Consider the following 16,679-nt stretch of genomic DNA (forward strand, 5'->3'; position numbering starts at 1 on the left):
GTGGGGGTCTGATGCACACCCGGGGCCTGCGGCACGCTGGTACGGGGCGGTCCCAAGCCCCGGATAAGCACGTGGTTTCGTGCGTTACTTGGCAAGCACAGCGCGGTGCGCAGTGCCAAGATGGCCTCCCCGATCTTGTGCACTTCATGTCTTCGCCCGTCGCCAGCCCACCCCCGTTTTCGCCCCCCGGTGCCCTGCCACTGCCTGCGCAGATCGGCAAGTACCCGGTCTTGCGCCGCCTGGGCGAAGGCGCGACGAGCGAGGTCTTCCTGGCGCGCGACGAATTTCACCAGCGCGACGTGGCCATCAAGCGCGTGCGCGCCGGGGCCATCAGCGACCCGAACGACGGGCGCTACTTCGAGCGCTTCTTCGCCGCCGAAGCGGCGCTGGTGGGCCGCCTGCAGCACCCGAACGTGGTGCAGATCTTCGACGCGGTGGCCGACCCGGTCGAGCCCTACCTCGTCATGGAATACGTGCCCGGCAACACGCTGCGCCCGTACTGCCGCGCCGACCAGCTGCTGCCGCTCGAACTGATCGTCGAGATCGGCTTCAAGTGCGCGATGGCGCTGGGCTACGTGTACCGCCAGGGGCTGATCCACCGCGACGTGAAGCCGGCCAACCTGCTGGCCGTGGTGCAGAACGGCAACGTCACCGACGTGAAGATCAGCGACTTCGGCAGCGTGCTCAACATGTCGGCCGAGACCACGCAGGTCTACCGCGTGGGCTCGCTGACCTACATGGCGCCCGAGCAGCTCGACGGCGCGCAGCTCGACTGCCGCGCCGACATCTATTCGCTGGGCGCCGTGCTGTACCACCTGATCGCCGGGCGGCCGCCCTTCGATGCGAACACGCAGCCGGCGATGATGAACCAGATCTACACCGCCAAGCCGCCGCTCTTGAGCACGCTGCGCGCGGGCGTGGGCCCGGGGGTGGACGAGGTCATCCTCACCGCGCTCGAAAAACACCCCGACGACCGCTACCCGAACTGGGACGAGTTCGCGCACGCGCTGTCGGGCCTGATCGTGCGGCAGCAGGTGCCGCGCGGGCACATCCAGGGCGTGCTCGATTCCGAGCGCTTCAACACGCTGCGCACGCTCGACTTCTTTTCGAGCTTCGGCGACGTCGAGATCTGGGAAGTCGTGCACCGCGCCAAGTGGCAGCGCCACTACGACGGCCACGCGCTGTACCGCAAGGGCGAAGAAGGCCGCACCTTCCACATCATCGCCAGCGGCGAGGTCGAGGTCTTCCGCGACGGCAACAAGGTCGCGCAGCTGGGCGCCGGCACCTCGGTGGGCGAGATGGCCTACCTCGCGCCCAGCGCCGAGCTGCGCCGCCACAGCACCGACGTGATCGTCACGCAGCCCACCACCACCATCTCGTTCACCCCCGAGACGCTGGCGCAGGTCAGCCCGAGCTGCCGGCACCTGTTCGACGAGGCCTTCATCCGCGTGCTGGTGCGACGCCTGCACGCCGCGCACGAAGCGCTGGCGCACCCACGGCGCATCCTCTGAACTGCCGGCGCACGGCCCTGACACGCCTGGTTTCTTGATCGCGGTCAGCCGGCGCGGTCTGCGGCGCGTTGCTGCCTTGTCGGTGCGCGCAAGCCCATGCTTCAATCGCACGCCGATGCCGTTCGCAACCCTTCAGGAGAACCCATGAAAAAGCTCGTTTCAATGCTGGCCCTGTCTGCTTTCTGTCTGGGCGCCGCGCATGCCCAGGCCCCGGCCGCCGCCGCCTCGGCCCCCGCCAAGGCCCCCACTGCACAGCAAAACAAGATGGCCACCTGCAACAAGGATGCGGGTGAGAAAAAGGGCGACGAGCGCAAGGCGTTCATGAAAGAGTGCCTGTCGGCCAAGGCCGATGGCCGCACCGCCCAGCAGGAAAAAATGAAGACCTGCAATGTCGACGCCAAGGGCAAGAAGGGCGACGAGCGCAAGGCGTTCATGAAAGAGTGCCTGAGCAAGTAAGAGCCGCACGGCACAATGCGCACCTGCATGACCCGCGCGTCGGGCATGCAGCATGCAAGGCCCGGTGGTCCGGGACAGCGACTTGCCAGCCCGGGCGACCGGGCCAGAAATTTGTGAGGCCCGGTTGACCCGGGCCTCTTGCATTGCACTCGATCGTTTCAGTTCGTGACGGGCCGCAGAGCCCTGGGGGACATCCATGACATCCAAACTCACCAGCCGACGCGGCTTCGTGGCCGGCGTTGCGGCCAGCACCGCGCTTTTCCACATCCAGCGCGCGGGCGCCGCCGAAGGCGACATCGTGATCGGTCAGAGCGCACCGCTCAGCGGCCTGATGGGCTCGGCCTTCAAAGAGGGCGCGCTCGATGGCCAGCGGCTCGGCTTCGAAGAGATCAACCGCAAGGGCGGCATCAACGGCCGCAAGATCCGCCACGTCATCGTCGACGACGCCTTCGACCCCAAGCGCTCGGCCGACAACGCCCGCACGCTGATCGACAAGGAAGGCGCGGTCGCGTTGTTCGGCTTCGTCGGCACCGCGCAGACAGCCGCCGTGCTGCCGGTGGTGGCCGAGAAGAAGGTGCCGCTGATCGCGTGCTACTCGGGCAGCCCGGCGCTGCGCGCCAAGCCCAACCCCTATTTCTTCACCACGCAGGCGAGCTACGTGGACGAACTGCACCAGATGGTGCGCAACCTGATGGCGCTGCAGCTCAAGCGCCTCGCGGTGATTTACCAGAACAACGACCTGGGCAAGGGCCTGCTGCCGATCGCCGAGAAGGTGATGGCCGAACAAGGCGCCTCGCTCGCGGCGGCGCGCACGGTCGAGTCCGACGGCGGCGACGCAGTGCAGGCGGCACAGCACGCCGGCACGGTCAAGCCGCAGGCGGTGATCATCCTGGCCGCCGGGCCGTCGGTCGCGGCCACGGTGAAGGCGCTGCGCCAGCACGTGCCGGCACCGATCTACACGATCTCGCTCGGCCTGACCAACAGCGTCGTGGCCGCGCTCGGCGACGACGCCCGCGGCGTGGCCGTGACCCGCACCACACCTTATCCGTGGCGGCCGGTGAACGCGCTCACGCGAGACTTTGCCGCGATGATGCAGAAGGCCGGCAAGCCGCTGAGCTACGACCTCTTCGCCGGCTACATCAACACACGCGTGGTGGCCGCGGCACTCAAGGGCGCCGGCCGCAACCCGACGCCCGAGAGCATCACGCAGGCGATGGAACGCCTGGGCACGCTCGACCTCGGTGGCTACAAGATGAACTTCGGCCCGAACAACCGTCATGGCTCGAAGTTCGTCGAGATCACGATCATCGGACCGCGCGGGACGTACATCAAATAGCGGCCGGCTCGGCATCGGGGCCGGCCGACGCGGGCGCAATCGCGTGAATTTGCCCGCGAGTCTCGCCCCCACCCCGGGGTGAGCCCCCTGCCACGAGAGCGGGTGATCGCTCCACAATCGGGACGCATCGATGCGCTGCCTCCGGGTTGCGGTCCGCGGCCCTGCGAGCGCTGATCCTGGCGCCACACCGACAGGGCGCCGGGCTGGCCCTCACCAGGACCCCTTCGCCATGCCATTGCAAGCCGCCGCACCCGCCACCCGCCCCACGGCGCAGCCCGCCAGCCGGTCGCGGGCGCGACGCCTGCTGGGTCTGGCCGTCACCTGCGGCGTGTTCGCCGGGGCGGTGCCGGCCACGGCGCAAGCCCAGTCGGCCGCCTGCGAGCAGTTGAAGACGCGACTCGCTGGCCGGCTCGACCCCAGCATCCGCGGTTACTCGATGGAAGTCGTCCCCGCCAAGACCCCGGTGCCACGTGGCGCCAAGGTCATCGGCACCTGCGACGGCGGCGCGCACAAGGTGCTGTACTGGCGCTTCGGTGGGTCGCTGGCGAGCTCGCCGGCTGCGGCGCCTGCGCCGGCCCCGGTCGCCCAGGCCGCCCCCGCGCCCGTGGTGCCGCAGCCCGCGCCAGCACCTGCCGAGCCCGTGCGTCGCACACCGCCCCCCCCGCCGGTGGCGAAGCCTGCGGCGGCACCGGCGCCCGCCCCTGCCCCCGCGCGGCTGGCGGCGCCGGCCTCCGCGCCGCCGCTCATCCCCAAGCCAGCGGCCAGCGCAGTCGCTGCGGTGGTGCACCCCACTCCCGCCCCCGCGCCGGTCGACAGCGCCTCGCCGGTCGTCAGCGCCGCGCCGGTCGAAGCCCCGGCTGCGGTGGTGACAGAAACGCCGCCGGAGAACGCATCGTCGTGGTGGTCGCAGGCCGCTTCGGCCTTCGTGGCGCGGCCCTGGGCCTGGCTGCTGGCGATCCTGCCCATCGCGGCCGGGCTCTGGTTGTGGCTGGCCCGTCGCAGCGCCTACGACGCCGCCGGCCTGCCGCGCGGGCCACGGCTGAACTGAACCGAGTGGCGGGCACACCGCCCCCTGCCGTTCAGCGCCAGTACGCCGCGTCGCTGTAGGTCAGCTTCAGGAAGTCCACCCAGGCGCGCACCCGCAGCGGCAGGTGCTTGCGCTGCGGAAAGAGCGCGTAGATGCCGTTCGGCGGTGCCGCGAACGCATCGAGCACGGCCACCAGCCGCCCGGCCTTGAGGTCGCTTTCGACCTCCCAGGTGGACCGCCACGCCAGACCCAGGCCCGCCACGCACCAGTCGTGCAGCACCTGGCCATCGCTGCAATCGAGCCGGCCGCTCGGCCGCAGGTGCAGCACCTCGCCTTCGACCGTGAAAGCCCAGCCGCGGGTCTGGCTGGCGTCGCTGCTCAGCATCAGGCACTCGTGGCGCGCCAGGTCGTTGGGGTGCTGCGGGGTGCCGGCGCGCTGCAGGTAGCTGGGCGCGGCGACGCAGAGGCGCCGGTTGTCGGCCAGGCGCACGCTCACGAGGCTGCTGTCGGGCAGGTCGCCGACGCGCACGGCGCAGTCGAAACCCTCGTTGACGATGTCCACCAGCCGGTCGCTCAGGTTGAGCGAGAAGCGCACCTCGGGGTGGTCTTCGAGAAAGCGCGGCACCAGCGGGGCCACGTGGCGGCGGCCGAAGCCGGCCGGCGCGGTGACGCGCAAATAGCCGCTGGCCTTGACGCCGCCGGCGCTGACGCTGGACTCGGCGCTCGCCAGGTCGGCCAGCACGCGCTGGCAGTCTTCGAGGAAGGCGCTGCCCTCGTGCGTGAGCGTGATGCGCCGCGTGGTGCGCACCAGCAGCTTGACGCCCAGGCGCTCTTCGAGCGCGTCGATGCGCCGGCCGATGACCGCCGGCGCCACCCCCTCCGCCTTGGCCGCCCCGGTCAGGCTGCCCTTGGCAGCGACCGCGACGAAGGACTCGATCTGCTTGAGTTTGTCCATCCGCCGAGACTACCTTCACTGGAGTCACAAATACAAGCCGTTCGGGGTACTTAATCAATCTGGCGGTATCGAATAAATTCCCCGCCTCGGGCGCGACGCTTGCGTCGCCGGGCGGGCACCGCCCCGCACGCACCACGGTGAACCGCTTCGCCGGCGCGGCCCTCCCCTTTCGTCTTGTTGAACCGCTGAAGGAACCTCCATGAGCCTCACCCTGCCCCAAGGCATGCAGATCAACGCGCCCGTCCTGCCGGGCTTCGAGAACGTGCTGACCCTGCCGGCGCTCGAACTGGTCGCCAAGCTGCAACGCCAGTTCGGCCCGCGCCGCAAAGAGCTGCTGGCCGCCCGCGTGGCGCGCGCGAAAGAACTCGACGGCGGCGCGAAGCTCGACTTCCTGGCCGAGACCGCGCACATCCGCAACGGCGACTGGAAGGTCGCGCCGATCCCGAAGGCGCTGCACTGCCGCCGCGTCGAAATCACCGGCCCGGTCGAAGCCAAGATGGTCATCAACGCCTTCAACTCGGGCGCCGACAGCTACATGACCGACTTCGAGGACAGCAACGCGCCCTCGTGGACGAACCAGATCCAAGGCCAGATCAACCTCGGCCAGGCGATCCGCCGCACGCTCAAGCTCGAACAGAACGGCAAGACCTACCAGCTCAACGACAAGATCGCCGTGCTGCAGGTGCGCCCGCGTGGCTGGCACCTCGAAGAAAAGCACGTCACGCTCGACGGTGAACGCATCTCGGGCGGCATCTTCGACTTCGCGCTGTTCATGTTCCACAACGCGAAAGAGCAGATCGCTCGCGGCGCCGGCCCCTTCTTCTACCTGCCGAAGATGGAGTCGCACCTCGAAGCCCGCCTGTGGAACGACATCTTCGTCGCCACGCAAGACGCGCTGGGCCTGCCGCAAGGCACCATCAAGGCGACCGTGCTGATCGAGACGATCAACGCCGCGTTCGAGATGGACGAGATCCTGTACGAACTGCGCGAGCACAGCGCGGGCCTGAACGCCGGCCGCTGGGACTACATCTTCTCGTGCATCAAGAAGTTCAAGGTGGACAAGAACTTCTGCCTGGCCGACCGCGCCAAGGTCACGATGACCTCGCCCTTCATGCGCGCCTACGCGCTGCTGCTGCTCAAGACCTGCCACAAGCGCGGCGCCCCCGCGATGGGCGGCATGAGCGCGCTGATCCCGATCAAGAACGATCCCGAGAAGAACGCCATCGCCATGCAAGGGATCATCAACGACAAGAAGCGCGACGCGACCGACGGCTACGACGGCGGCTGGGTGGCACACCCGGGCCTGGTCGAGCCGGCGATGAAGGAGTTCATGGCCGTGCTGGGCGACAAGCCGAACCAGTTCACCAAGCAGCGCGACGACGTGAACGTGACGGCCGCCGACCTGACGAACTTCCAGCCCGAGACGCCGATCACCGAAGCCGGCCTGCGCATGAACATCAACGTCGGCATCCACTACCTGGGTGCCTGGCTGGCGGGCAACGGCTGCGTGCCGATCCACAACCTGATGGAAGACGCGGCCACGGCCGAGATCAGCCGTTCGCAGGTGTGGCAGTGGATCCGCTCGCCCAAGGGCGTGCTGGAAGACGGCCGCAAGGTGACCGAAGAACTGGTGCGCGCCCTGGTGCCCGAAGAGCTCGAAAAGGTGAAGGCCTCGGGCGCCGCCGGCAAGTTCGACCGCGCCGCGGAAATCTTCGTCGAGATGAGCACCAAGGACGCGTTCGAGGAATTCCTGACGCTGCCGCTCTACGAAGAAATCTGATCGACGCGCAAGGCCGCGTGACAACGAAAACGGCGCCTTCGGGCGCCGTTTTTCATGGCGCGCCCGAACGGGTTCTCAGCCCTCGCGCTGCATCAGGCAGTAGACGAACTGCTGCGGCGCGCCCCAGGGCGTGGTGTGCAGGTCCAGGCTGTGCTGCCGCAACACGAAGCCGGGGCCGAACTCGGCGTGCAGCGCCTCGGGCGTGTAGCGCGCCACCGGCAGGCCGCTGCACTGCGTGGGGCCTTGCGGGCCGAAAGTCGCGACGACCACGAAGCAGCCCGGCCGCAGCGCGTGGCGCAGCTGGGCCACGTACCGAAGGCGCTGCGCCGGCTCGGTCAGGAAGTGGAACACCGCGCGGTCGTGCCAGAGGTCGAACGAGGCCGCCTCGAACGGGTGGCTGAGCACGTCGCCGACGCGCCAGTCCACCCGCGCTGCGCGTTCACCCAGGCGCGCACGGCAGACCTCGGCGGCCTTGGCCGAGAGGTCGAGCACGCTCAGGTGCGTGTAGCCGGCGTCGAGCAGGTCGTCCACCAGCGTCGATTCGCCGCCGCCCACGTCGATCAACGCGGCCGAGGGGGGCAGGCCGGTGCGCGCGATGCACGCCAGCGATTCGCGCAGGTGCGGCGCGTACCAGCTCACCGCGTCGGCGGCCTTGCTGCCGTAGACCGTTTCCCAGTGGGTTTGCGTGCTCGATGTGGTGGCGGACATGGCGGCCTTTCGGTGATGAATCGGGCGTGGTGCGGCTCAGCCCGCCGGGTGGCAGGCGCAGGCGTGCTGCTCGGCGGCGCTCATGAAGGATTCGAGGATGGCGCAGGGCTGCGAGCCGTCGCCGTTGCAGGTCTTGCGCAGCGCCACCAACTGCTTCTCCAGCGCCTTCATCGCCTGGATGCGCTGGCGCAACAGCGCGATGTGCGCGTCGAGCAGGTCGTTGACCTGGGCGCACGACTGGTCGGCGTGCTGCGACAGGTCGAGCAGCTGCCGCACCTCGGCGAGCGAAATGTCGAGCGTGCGGCAGTGGCGGATGAAGTTGAGCCGCGTGAGCTGGCGCTCGTCGTAGCGGCGGTAGCCCGAGGCCTCGCGCGGCGGCGCATCGAGCAGGCCTTCGCGTTCGTAGTAGCGCACCGTCTGCACGTCGCAGCCCGCGCGGGTCGCCAGTTCGCCGATCTTCATGGCCGATTCCTTCGTGCTTGACCCTGTACCAGCTACAGGGTTTCCAATGCTCGCACACCGTCACTTGCCCTCTTGCCATGTCTGCCCATTGCCACGACCACTGCCATGACCACGCCGAAGCCTCGGCCATCGACCCGCGCTACCGCCGGGTGCTGTGGGTGGCGCTGGTGCTCAATGCGCTGATGTTCGTCGTCGAGGTCGGTGCCTCGTGGTCCTCGTCGTCGGTCTCGCTGCTGGCCGACTCGGTCGATTTCTTCGGCGACGCGGCCAACTACGCGATCTCGCTCGCGGTGCTGGGCATGGCCGTCTCGACGCGCGCCAAGGCCTCGCTGTTCAAGGCGGCCTGCATGGCGGGCTTCGGCGTGTTCGTGATCGGCCGCGCGCTGTGGGCGCTGTACGTGGGCACCGTGCCCGAGCCGCTGACGATGGGCGTGGTCGGCTTCGCAGCGCTCACGGTCAACGCGGGCGTGGCGCTGATGCTCTACAGCTTTCGCACCGGCGACTCAAACATGCGCTCGGTGTGGATCTGCTCGCGCAACGACGCGCTGGGCAATGTGGCGGTGATGCTGGCGGCGCTGGGCGTCTTCGGCACCGCGAGCGGCTGGCCCGACCTGGTGGTCGCCGGCGTGATGGCCACGCTGGCCTTGACCGGCGCGCAGACGGTGCTGAAGCAGGCGCGGCGCGAACTGCGCGGCGCAGCGCCGGCGCACGGCGAGCACGCCGGTCACGAAGGCCACGCGCACTGAGCGCCGCCCCGTCCAAAAAAAAAACGGCGCCCGAGGGCGCCGTTTGTCATTGAGCGATTCGCCGGTGCGTCAGTGCACGAACGGCGGCGCGAAGATCGGCAGGTCGAGCGAGGGCTGCACCAGCCGGCGGTCTTGCAGGATCGGCAGGGCCGGCATGCGCAGGCAGCTGTTGGTGGCCAGCGCCTCGATCTGCTGCGCACGGCGTTGCAGGTCGGCGAAGTGACGCTGGGGGGCGCCGTAGGCCGCATCGGCCACCGGCGTGAAGGGTGCCGTGGTCAGGGTGCCGGTCAAAAAGCGCGACAGGCCGGCCGGGGCGTTGAGCGGCCCGTCGCCGCGCACGTGCGTGAAGGCCGTGCCGGTCTCGCTCAGGTGGCAGCCGCTGCAGGTGTTGAGGCTGACGTTGAAGCGCGCCGGGTTGGGCACTTGCGGCGAACCGTTCCACGGCGGGTTGTTCGGGAACGAGCCCGGCCCGTAGGTGATGGCCGCGCCGAGCAGGTCGCTGCCCATGAACTGGCGCGGCATCTCGGTGGTCGGGTTGGGCGTCATGTAGGCGTTCAGCAGCGCGGTGTTGTTCCACGACTTGTCGGGCGTGTTCTTCACCGTCTCGTGCATCAGCTTGCCCGACGCGAGGCCGCCTTGCAGCGTGAACTCGCGGATCTCCCACGGCGAGGCGAGGCGGATCTCGTTCGTGCGCACCTGCCCGATGGCGCTGTTGTTGATGCGGCCCGGGAAGGCGTTCGCCAGGGTCACCTGGTCGGTCAGCGACTGCAGCTGCGTGTTGTAGGCCACGCTGCCGGGCACCAGGCCGTCGAGCGCGATCCAGCGGTTGGCCAGGTTCTTCAGCGTCAGGCAGGCCGTGCCGGGCACCTTGTATTCGAAGATCACGGTCATCTCGCGGCTGGGCACGCAGCTGGCGCCCGAACGCTCGACCAGGCCGAAGACGAAGCGCAGCTCACCCGGCTCGCCCGAGCCGAGGTAGCCCGCGCCCGCGAGGTCGAGGCGGTTGACCACGGCCAGCAGGCGGAAGGGCAGGCGGTCGAGGTCGAGCGTGGCCGGGTTGTTGGGGTTCCAGCCGGGCTGGAAGCCTTGCACGATGGTTTGCAGCGCCGGGCGCGCGGGGATGACCCAGGGCACGGTCGCGCCATCGCTGTGCTTGACGGCGTTGTCGGCCACCAGCCACTTCTTCAGCCAGTCGTTGACGAAGACCTGCGGCGAGGTGCCTGTGAGGGCCGGGTTCGCCATGTTCGTCATCAGCGTCTTGAAGGCCCAGGCGCCGTTCGGGTTGCCGAAGGGCGCGATGGCCCCGGCCGGGGTGCAGGGCGAGAAGCTGCGCGTCGGGTCTTGCACCACACCGAGGTGGTTGACCATCAGCGTGCGCGCCGGGTCGGTGGTGGCCGGCAGCGGAAAGCGCGGCAGGCGGATCGGCTTGGCGACCAGCCGCAGGCTGCCCACGGCCGGGCTCACCACGCTGAACTCGGCCGAGGGCGCTTCGGCTTCGAGCGTCTGGCTGATGTCGAAGGCGACCTCGCGCGACAGCTGGCGGCCGTTGAACAGCTGCACCGTCGTGAGCTTCTTGGCCGTGGCGCGGCTGGCGAACGAGTTCGCATCGCGCGCGGCGGCCTCGCGGCCGAAGCGGACCAGGCCGCCGTAGATGCCGTCACCGCTTTTCTGGTCGGCCTCGAAGCCGATGTCGTTGACCACCACCACACCGACCTCGGTGTGCAGCGCGATGGCCGCCGGCGGCTTGATGCCGCGCGCATCGAAGGCGCCGCTGAAGTCGGCCTGCACGATGGCGTTGCGGCCATCGGCCAGCGGCGTGTCCAGCCCGAAGACCTGCACCGACTTGGCCAGCGGCGGCGTCTTGGCGAAGCTCGCCTTCAGCGCGAAGCCGGTCGGGCCGGGGCGCGAGCCCAGCAGCTGCGTGAAGCGGCTGGAATCGGCCTCATCGACCTTGCCGTCGCCGGTGAGGTCGCCCGAGGGTTCGCTGGTGCCGAGCCAGCGCTTGAGGATCGCGGCATCGGCGTCGTTGACGATGCCGTCGTTGTTGAAGTCGGCGTCGCAGGCGTTGCCGAAGCCGTCGCCGTCGCTGTCACGTTGCTGCGGGTTGGCGGCGCGGGCGCAGTTGTCCACCGCGTCGGGCACGCCGTCGGCGTCGGCATCGTTCAGTTGGGCATGGGCCGCGCCGGCCGTGAGCATGCACAGTGCCACGCAGGCACCGAGCCATCTGGGTTTCGTCATGTGTTCTCTCCTCTGGGGTGTGGCCGATGACACCGGCCGCTGCATGCGATGGATGCAGCGGGCGGGACTGTCGTCGGCCCAGAAGAGAGGGTCAAGACATCTGCGGGCGACAGGCTAGGGGTGCTTCATCCCGCGCCCCGCCCGAAGGAGGGACTGGCCTGCGCGGGGCCCTCGGGCGCACGCGCGTCACGGGCGCGCGTGTCTGTGCGGACCGCTCAGGTCGGCGTCGGCGAGCCCTGCATGCGGTCGTACTTCAGGAAGTACTTGCGCGCCAGCGCCACGAGCTGCGCGTCGCTCGGGTGGTCGATCGCCTCGGTGCCGACCAGCTGGCCCACGACCTGCGGGCGGTGCTTGTGGCAGTACGAGACGAACTCGGTCGGCGCGGTGCCGGGGCCAGCCACCAGCACCTCGGCAATGCCTTGCAGCGCGTCGGCGACCTCGCCATAGAACTCGTGCTGCGTGCGCACCTCGCTGCCGTGCTGGCGGGTGTGGTGCGTGTGGGCCTTGATCTTCTGGGCCTGCACGTGCTCGGCATCGAACTGAAGGATCTGTGCGACGGCGTGGTCGATGCGGACAACGGCGTGAATGGTGGTCATGGGTGAAGGCTTTCGGGGTGAAGAACTTGTCAAAGCGTCGCGTGGCGCGCGCCGCCGTGGGCGGCCTCACGCACGGTCTCGCAGGCCACGCAGCGCAGGGCCCAGGGTTCGAGCTTGAGACGGTCGAACGGAATGCTCACGTCGCAGTCCGCGCAGCGGCCGTAGTCGTCGGTGCCGATGCGTTGCAGCGCTTCGCTCACGGCGGTCAGCTCGCGCTCTTCCAGGTCGCCGAGGGCTTGCGACACCTCGCGGTCGGCCGCGCGCTGCGGGGCATCGTCGGGGCCGTCGCCGGCCAGCGTGCGTGCGTGCTCGACGCGGCTCTCGCCGTGCTTGGCCGCGGGCAGGCGGCTCTTGAGTTGGTGCTGGCGCTGTTGCAGCAATTGTTCGAGCAGGGCGCGTTGGCCGGTGGTCAGGTGCATGGGGTTCTCCTTGCGACCTGCGCATGCTCGCGCCGAACCGGCTGCGCGCGCTTGACGCGGCGCAAGTCGTCGCGACACCGACGCGCGGCCCCTCGCCTGTCATGGGGGCGACAGGCCCGGCGTGCGCTTGTCACGCGAGGTCTGGGGCGGCGGCGCGACGCAGGGTGCATCGGCGCCGCTGCAGGGCTAGCATGTGCCGGTGTCCGAGACGCCCCTCTCTTCATCGCACCCCCACTCGCTGAGCGCGCTGCGCGAACGCCACGGCGAGAACTACCGCTGGCGCGTGCTGCTGACGGTGATGCTGGGCACGATGGCGTCGATCATGGCCTCGACCATCATCAACGTGGCCGTGCCCGACATGAGCCGCGTGTTCACCTTGGGGCAAGAGCGCGCGCAGTGGCTGTCGGCCGGGTTCATGGCGGCGATGACCATCTCGATGCTGACCACGCCCTGGCTGCTCGAACGCTTCGGCTACCGGCGCACCTACCTCGCGGCGGTCTGGGTGCTGATGCTGGGCGGCATCGGCGGCGGCCTGGGCACCCACTTCGAATGGGTGCTGGCGATGCGCGTCACCGAGGGCCTGTCGGCCGGCGTGCTGCAGCCCATCCCGGCCGTCATCGTGATGCACGCCTTCGCGTCGAACGAACAAGGCCGCGCGATGGGCATCTTCGGCTTCGGCGTGGTGCTGGCGCCGGCCATCGGGCCCAGCGTGGGCGGCGTGCTGGTCGATGTGTTCGGCTGGCGGTCCATCTTCTTCGGCGTGGTGCCGTTCTGCGTGGCCGCGCTGTGGCTGGCGCTGCGCTACCTGCCGCACAACGCACCGGGCGGGGCCGAGGTGAACGCGCGGCCGCGGCCCTTCGACCTGCTGGGGCTCGTGCTCGTGTCGGTGTTCGTGCTGTCGCTGCTGAACGGCCTGGTGCACCTGCACGCCGATGGCTCGGGGCCGGCCCTCGCACTCTTGGGGCTGGCCATCGCCGCGCTCATCGCCTTCGTGCTGCACCAGCGGCGCAAGGCCGATTCGCTGCTCGAATTGCGCCTCTTCGGCCACACCGCGTTCTCGATGGGCGGCTGGGTCGCGTTCATCTACGGCATGGCGCTGTTCGGCTCGACCTACCTGGTGCCGGTGTTCATGCAGATCGCGCTGAAGCTGCCCGCCTCGCAGGCCGGCGCGGTGCTGCTGCCGGCAGGGTTGGTGCTGGCGATCACCATCCCGGTCGCGGGGCGGCTGGCCGATCGCGTGGCGGTGCACCGCGTGCTGTCGGTGGGCCTCATGCTGCTGGCGCTGTCGTTCGCGCTGATGGTCATGGTGGGGCTGAAGACGGCGCTGTGGGTCATCACCGCCTGGGCCATCGTCGGGCGCATCGGGCTGGGGCTGGTGCTGCCCTCGCTCAACCTGGGGGCGATCCGCCGGCTGCCGCTGAACCTGGTGTCGCACGGCTCCAGCACCATCAGCTTCCTGCGCCAGCTGGGCGGTGCGGTGGGCGTCAGCCTGGTGGGCATCGTGCTCGAATGGCGCCTGCAGGTGCACGCCGACGACCCGGTGCAGGCCTTCCACGAAACCTTTCTGATGCTCGGGGCGATCAGCGCCATCGCGGTGCTCGCGGCGTGGCGCATGCGGCCGCCGCCGAACGACGCCAACCCGCCATCCAACCCCTGACCGGCCGGCCCTACCATTCGGGCCCCGCCGCCCCTCGGTCCCTCGCACCGCCCTGCCCATGAACCTCGACCTCGACCAACTGCCTGCGCGCTGCGACGTGCTCGTCGTCGGTGCCGGCCCGGCCGGCAGTGCGGCGGCCACCGTGCTGGCGAAGGCCGGCCTGTCGGTGGCCCTGGTCGATCAGCAAGCCTTTCCGCGCGACAAGGTCTGCGGCGATGCGCTGATCCCCGACGCCCACGCGGCGCTGCGCCGGCTGGGCGTGCTCGACGCCGTGATGGCCCGCGCGCAGCGGGCCCAGCACGTGGGCTGCGTGGCGCCACGCGGTGGGCGCGTCGAGGTGCCCGGCACGCTGGCCGTGCTGCCGCGCAAGCAGCTCGACCTGCTGCTGTGCCAGGCCGCCGTCGATGCGGGCGCGCTGATGGCCGCGCCGGTGCGCTTCGTGGCGCCGACCGAGGCGAACGGTGTCGTCACCGGCGCCCAATTGCGCAGCGGCGAGCGCACGCGCGAGATCACTGCGCGCTGGGTCGTCATCGCCACCGGCGCGGTGCCGCAGGCGCTGATCGCCGCCGGCATGTGCGAGCGCCAGTTGCCCAGCGGCGTGGCCCTGCGCGGCTACGTCAAGAACCCGGCCTTCACCGCGCAGCTCAAGTCGCTCGACATCGTCTGGCACCGCGCCCTGAAGCCGGGCTACGGGTGGATCTTCCCGTGCGGTGGCGACGTCTTCAACATCGGCGTGGGCGTCTCGCACAGCCACCAGGCGGTGCGCGGCGGCGTGGCCAAGAAGGGCGACGCGAACCTGCGCGACATCTTCGAGGCCTTCACCCGCGTCTACGAGCCCGCACGCAGCCTGATGGCCGGCGGCACGCTGCAGGGCGAGCTGAAAGGCGCGCCGCTGCGCTACTCGCTCGAAGGCGCACGCTTCTCGAAGCCCGGCCTGCTGGTCACCGGCGAGGCGGCGGGCAGCACCTATTCGCTCACCGGCGAGGGTATCGGCAAGGCACTCGAGACCGGCACGCTGGCGGCCGAGGCCATCGCCCAAGGGCGCGACGACGCCGACACCCGCGCGCGTTACGCCGCCGGCCTGGCCGCGCTGAAGCCGCGCTTCTCGCTGTACGAGCGCGCCAATCGGCTCAACGAACACCTCTGGCTGGCCGACCTGCTGGTGTGGCGCGCACGGCGCAGCCCGGGCATCCTGCAGCGCATGAGCGGCCTGCTCGACGAGACCAGCAACCCCGCGCGCTTGATGAGCGTGTCGGGTGTGTTCAAGCTCTTCACCCGCTGACACCTTTCGCCGACGACAACCGCCATGTGCCAACTGCTGGGCATGAACGCCAACACGCCGACCGACCTGATGTTCAGCTTCAGCGGCTTCTCGCGCCGCGCCGATGAACACAAGGACGGCTTCGGCATCGCCTTCTTCGAAGACCGCGGCGTGCGGCTCTTCGTCGATTCGCAAAGCGCCGCGCAGTCGCCGGTGGCCGAGATCATTCGTCACTACCCGATCCGCAGCAGCCAGGTCATCGCGCACATCCGCAAGGCCACGCAGGGCCGCGTGGCGCTCGAGAACACGCACCCCTTCCAGCGCGAGCTGTGGGGGCGCTACTGGGTGTTCGCGCACAACGGCAACCTGAAAGACTTCGAACCTCGCCTGCACGGCGCCTTTCGCCCGGTGGGCGACACCGACAGCGAGCGTGCCTTCTGCTGGCTGATGCAAGAGCTGGCCAAGGCCCACGCCAGCGTGCCGCCCATCGGCGAGCTGACCGCGACGCTGCGCGAGCTGGCCCCGGTGGTGGCCGCGCACGGCACCTTCAACTTCATGCTGAGCAACGGCCAGGCGCTGTGGGCGCATTGCTCGACGCAGCTGCACCACCTGACGCGCGTGCACCCCTTCGGCGCGGCGCGCCTGCAAGACGAAGACCTGCAGGTCGACTTCGCCCAGGCGACCACGCCGAACGACCGCGTGAGCGTGGTCGTCACCGAACCCTTGACCATCAACGAAGCCTGGCAAGCCTTCGCCCCTGGGGAGCTGAAGGTGTTTGTCGATGGCGCGGAGTGGACCCATGGCTGACACCCTCGACAAGCCGCCGATGCTGCTGCTGCACGGCGTGAACGGCACGCAGGCCGAAGTGCAGCCCTGGGCCGAGGCCCTGCGCGACGACTTCGACACCCAGGCGGTCAACCTGCTGGGCCATGGGGGCCGGCCGCTGCCCGAGGCCTTCAGCGTCGAGGCCTTTGCGCAAGACCTGCTGGCGCAGATGGACGCGCGCGGCCTCAAGGCCCCCGTGTTGCTGGGCTACAGTTTCGGCGGCCTGCTGGCGCTGTACCTCGCGGCGCACCACCCCGAGCGGGTCGGCGCGGTGGTCACGGTGGCGACCAAGTGGCATTTCGACGCGACGACGATCCGCCACGTGACCTACCTCTTCGGCATCGAACGGCTGGTGGCGATGAAGGCCCGTGCCGCGCAACTGGCCACGCTGCACCAGCCCAACGACTGGAAGCAGCTCGCGCTGCGGCTGAGCGCCATGTACACCGGCTTCGCGCAGCAGCCGCCCTTGAACGCGGCCGACCTGCAGCGCGTGCGCTGCCCGAGCCTGGTGCTATCGGGCGACTCGGACCCGATCGTGCCGCTGGCCGAGACGCACGCCCTGCACCGCGCCCTGCGCGGCAGCGGCCTGGCCACGCACCCGGGCTCGGCACACCCGGCGGGGCTGATCCCGGTGCCGGGCCTGCGGCGCGCGGTGCGCGAGTGGGCCACGCACGTCGGCCTCGCCGGCCGCGCGTGACGGCG

General features: G+C 69.8%; 16 protein-coding genes. 10 read left to right on the top strand and 6 right to left on the bottom strand.

The genetic code is table 11. The features are described from left to right. The first annotated feature begins 146 nt into the window (after nucleotides 1-146). From AC1KAT_RS16455 to AC1KAT_RS16470, 4 genes are all read left to right on the top strand, one after another. Entirely contained in the window at nucleotides 147-1,511 is a 1,365-nt protein-coding gene (locus AC1KAT_RS16455) for a serine/threonine-protein kinase (RefSeq protein WP_480327916.1), read from the top strand. Nucleotides 1,512-1,655: 144 nt separating this feature from the next. Further along, nucleotides 1,656-1,967, top strand: coding sequence for a PsiF family protein (locus AC1KAT_RS16460; RefSeq protein ID WP_480328518.1), 312 nt, complete (start codon nucleotides 1,656-1,658; stop codon nucleotides 1,965-1,967). Between the two features lie 196 nt (nucleotides 1,968-2,163). Further along, a complete protein-coding gene (locus AC1KAT_RS16465) occupies nucleotides 2,164-3,303 on the top strand; it encodes an ABC transporter substrate-binding protein (RefSeq protein WP_480327918.1) in 1,140 nt (379 codons plus the stop codon). 229 nt (nucleotides 3,304-3,532) lie between these two features. Further along, nucleotides 3,533-4,351, top strand: a complete 819-nt coding sequence (locus tag AC1KAT_RS16470; protein WP_480327920.1) for a DUF1161 domain-containing protein — start codon at nucleotides 3,533-3,535, stop codon at nucleotides 4,349-4,351. 31 nt (nucleotides 4,352-4,382) lie between these two features. On the opposite strand, the gene AC1KAT_RS16475 is transcribed toward AC1KAT_RS16470, so the two are convergent. After that, a complete protein-coding gene (locus AC1KAT_RS16475) occupies nucleotides 4,383-5,285 on the bottom strand; it encodes a LysR family transcriptional regulator (RefSeq protein WP_480327922.1) in 903 nt (300 codons plus the stop codon). Nucleotides 5,286-5,484: 199 nt separating this feature from the next. Between AC1KAT_RS16475 and aceB the strand changes: the two genes are divergently transcribed. Next, on the top strand, nucleotides 5,485-7,065 hold the full coding sequence (gene aceB, locus AC1KAT_RS16480) for a malate synthase A (RefSeq protein WP_480327924.1): 1,581 nt from the start codon (nucleotides 5,485-5,487) through the stop codon (nucleotides 7,063-7,065). 75 nt (nucleotides 7,066-7,140) lie between these two features. Here the strand turns inward: aceB and AC1KAT_RS16485 are convergent, their stop codons facing one another. Continuing rightward, entirely contained in the window at nucleotides 7,141-7,773 is a 633-nt protein-coding gene (locus tag AC1KAT_RS16485) for a class I SAM-dependent methyltransferase (RefSeq protein ID WP_480327926.1), read from the bottom strand. Between the two features lie 36 nt (nucleotides 7,774-7,809). Next, nucleotides 7,810-8,235, bottom strand: a complete 426-nt coding sequence (gene cadR / locus AC1KAT_RS16490; RefSeq protein ID WP_480327928.1) for a Cd(II)/Pb(II)-responsive transcriptional regulator — start codon at nucleotides 8,233-8,235, stop codon at nucleotides 7,810-7,812. Between the two features lie 77 nt (nucleotides 8,236-8,312). On the opposite strand from cadR, the gene AC1KAT_RS16495 reads away from it, so the two are divergent. After that, complete coding sequence (locus tag AC1KAT_RS16495; protein ID WP_480327930.1) at nucleotides 8,313-8,981, top strand: cation efflux transmembrane domain-containing protein; 669 nt, start codon at nucleotides 8,313-8,315, stop codon at nucleotides 8,979-8,981. Between the two features lie 69 nt (nucleotides 8,982-9,050). Here the strand turns inward: AC1KAT_RS16495 and AC1KAT_RS16500 are convergent, their stop codons facing one another. The 3 genes from AC1KAT_RS16500 to AC1KAT_RS16510 all read right to left on the bottom strand — a co-directional run bounded on the left by AC1KAT_RS16500 (nucleotide 9,051) and on the right by AC1KAT_RS16510 (nucleotide 12,234). Beyond that, nucleotides 9,051-11,219: a thrombospondin type 3 repeat-containing protein gene (locus tag AC1KAT_RS16500; RefSeq protein ID WP_480327932.1), complete on the bottom strand. Its 2,169-nt coding sequence runs from the start codon at nucleotides 11,217-11,219 to the stop codon at nucleotides 9,051-9,053. A gap of 215 nt (nucleotides 11,220-11,434) precedes the next feature. Further along, nucleotides 11,435-11,815, bottom strand: a complete 381-nt coding sequence (locus AC1KAT_RS16505) for a hypothetical protein (protein WP_480327934.1) — start codon at nucleotides 11,813-11,815, stop codon at nucleotides 11,435-11,437. A gap of 29 nt (nucleotides 11,816-11,844) precedes the next feature. Then, nucleotides 11,845-12,234, bottom strand: a complete 390-nt coding sequence (locus tag AC1KAT_RS16510) for a TraR/DksA family transcriptional regulator (RefSeq protein ID WP_480327936.1) — start codon at nucleotides 12,232-12,234, stop codon at nucleotides 11,845-11,847. 199 nt (nucleotides 12,235-12,433) lie between these two features. On the opposite strand from AC1KAT_RS16510, the gene AC1KAT_RS16515 reads away from it, so the two are divergent. The 4 genes from AC1KAT_RS16515 to AC1KAT_RS16530 are packed head-to-tail and all read left to right on the top strand — an operon-like array spanning nucleotide 12,434 to nucleotide 16,674. Further along, nucleotides 12,434-13,891, top strand: a complete 1,458-nt coding sequence (locus tag AC1KAT_RS16515) for a DHA2 family efflux MFS transporter permease subunit (protein ID WP_480327938.1) — start codon at nucleotides 12,434-12,436, stop codon at nucleotides 13,889-13,891. Nucleotides 13,892-13,949: 58 nt separating this feature from the next. Then, nucleotides 13,950-15,173, top strand: coding sequence for an NAD(P)/FAD-dependent oxidoreductase (locus AC1KAT_RS16520; RefSeq protein ID WP_480327940.1), 1,224 nt, complete (start codon nucleotides 13,950-13,952; stop codon nucleotides 15,171-15,173). 24 nt (nucleotides 15,174-15,197) lie between these two features. Beyond that, nucleotides 15,198-15,959 carry a class II glutamine amidotransferase gene (locus AC1KAT_RS16525; RefSeq protein ID WP_480327942.1) on the top strand — a complete coding sequence of 254 codons (762 nt, stop codon included), beginning with the start codon at nucleotides 15,198-15,200 and terminating at the stop codon, nucleotides 15,957-15,959. Then, on the top strand, nucleotides 15,952-16,674 hold the full coding sequence (locus tag AC1KAT_RS16530) for an alpha/beta fold hydrolase (protein WP_480327944.1): 723 nt from the start codon (nucleotides 15,952-15,954) through the stop codon (nucleotides 16,672-16,674). Before AC1KAT_RS16525 ends, AC1KAT_RS16530 begins: the two co-directional genes overlap by 8 nt. Nucleotides 16,675-16,679 lie beyond the last annotated feature (5 nt).

The sequence above is a fragment of the Piscinibacter sp. PDB5-1 genome (assembly GCF_056676035.1).

Excerpts from the sequence above, each read along its gene's own strand:
- AC1KAT_RS16530 (WP_480327944.1), top strand. The coding sequence starts at position 15,952 with ATGGCTGACACCCTCGACAAGCCGCCGATGCTGCTGCTGCACGGCGTG.
- AC1KAT_RS16465 (WP_480327918.1), top strand. The coding sequence starts at position 2,164 with ATGACATCCAAACTCACCAGCCGACGCGGCTTCGTGGCCGGCGTTGCG.
- AC1KAT_RS16525 (WP_480327942.1), top strand. The coding sequence starts at position 15,198 with ATGTGCCAACTGCTGGGCATGAACGCCAACACGCCGACCGACCTGATG.
- AC1KAT_RS16510 (WP_480327936.1), bottom strand. The coding sequence starts at position 12,234 with ATGCACCTGACCACCGGCCAACGCGCCCTGCTCGAACAATTGCTGCAA.
- AC1KAT_RS16460 (WP_480328518.1), top strand. The coding sequence starts at position 1,656 with ATGAAAAAGCTCGTTTCAATGCTGGCCCTGTCTGCTTTCTGTCTGGGC.
- AC1KAT_RS16470 (WP_480327920.1), top strand. The coding sequence starts at position 3,533 with ATGCCATTGCAAGCCGCCGCACCCGCCACCCGCCCCACGGCGCAGCCC.
- AC1KAT_RS16495 (WP_480327930.1), top strand. The coding sequence starts at position 8,313 with ATGTCTGCCCATTGCCACGACCACTGCCATGACCACGCCGAAGCCTCG.
- cadR (WP_480327928.1), bottom strand. The coding sequence starts at position 8,235 with ATGAAGATCGGCGAACTGGCGACCCGCGCGGGCTGCGACGTGCAGACG.
- AC1KAT_RS16520 (WP_480327940.1), top strand. The coding sequence starts at position 13,950 with ATGAACCTCGACCTCGACCAACTGCCTGCGCGCTGCGACGTGCTCGTC.
- AC1KAT_RS16485 (WP_480327926.1), bottom strand. The coding sequence starts at position 7,773 with ATGTCCGCCACCACATCGAGCACGCAAACCCACTGGGAAACGGTCTAC.
- AC1KAT_RS16505 (WP_480327934.1), bottom strand. The coding sequence starts at position 11,815 with ATGACCACCATTCACGCCGTTGTCCGCATCGACCACGCCGTCGCACAG.
- AC1KAT_RS16475 (WP_480327922.1), bottom strand. The coding sequence starts at position 5,285 with ATGGACAAACTCAAGCAGATCGAGTCCTTCGTCGCGGTCGCTGCCAAG.
- AC1KAT_RS16455 (WP_480327916.1), top strand. The coding sequence starts at position 147 with ATGTCTTCGCCCGTCGCCAGCCCACCCCCGTTTTCGCCCCCCGGTGCC.
- aceB (WP_480327924.1), top strand. The coding sequence starts at position 5,485 with ATGAGCCTCACCCTGCCCCAAGGCATGCAGATCAACGCGCCCGTCCTG.
- AC1KAT_RS16500 (WP_480327932.1), bottom strand. The coding sequence starts at position 11,219 with ATGACGAAACCCAGATGGCTCGGTGCCTGCGTGGCACTGTGCATGCTC.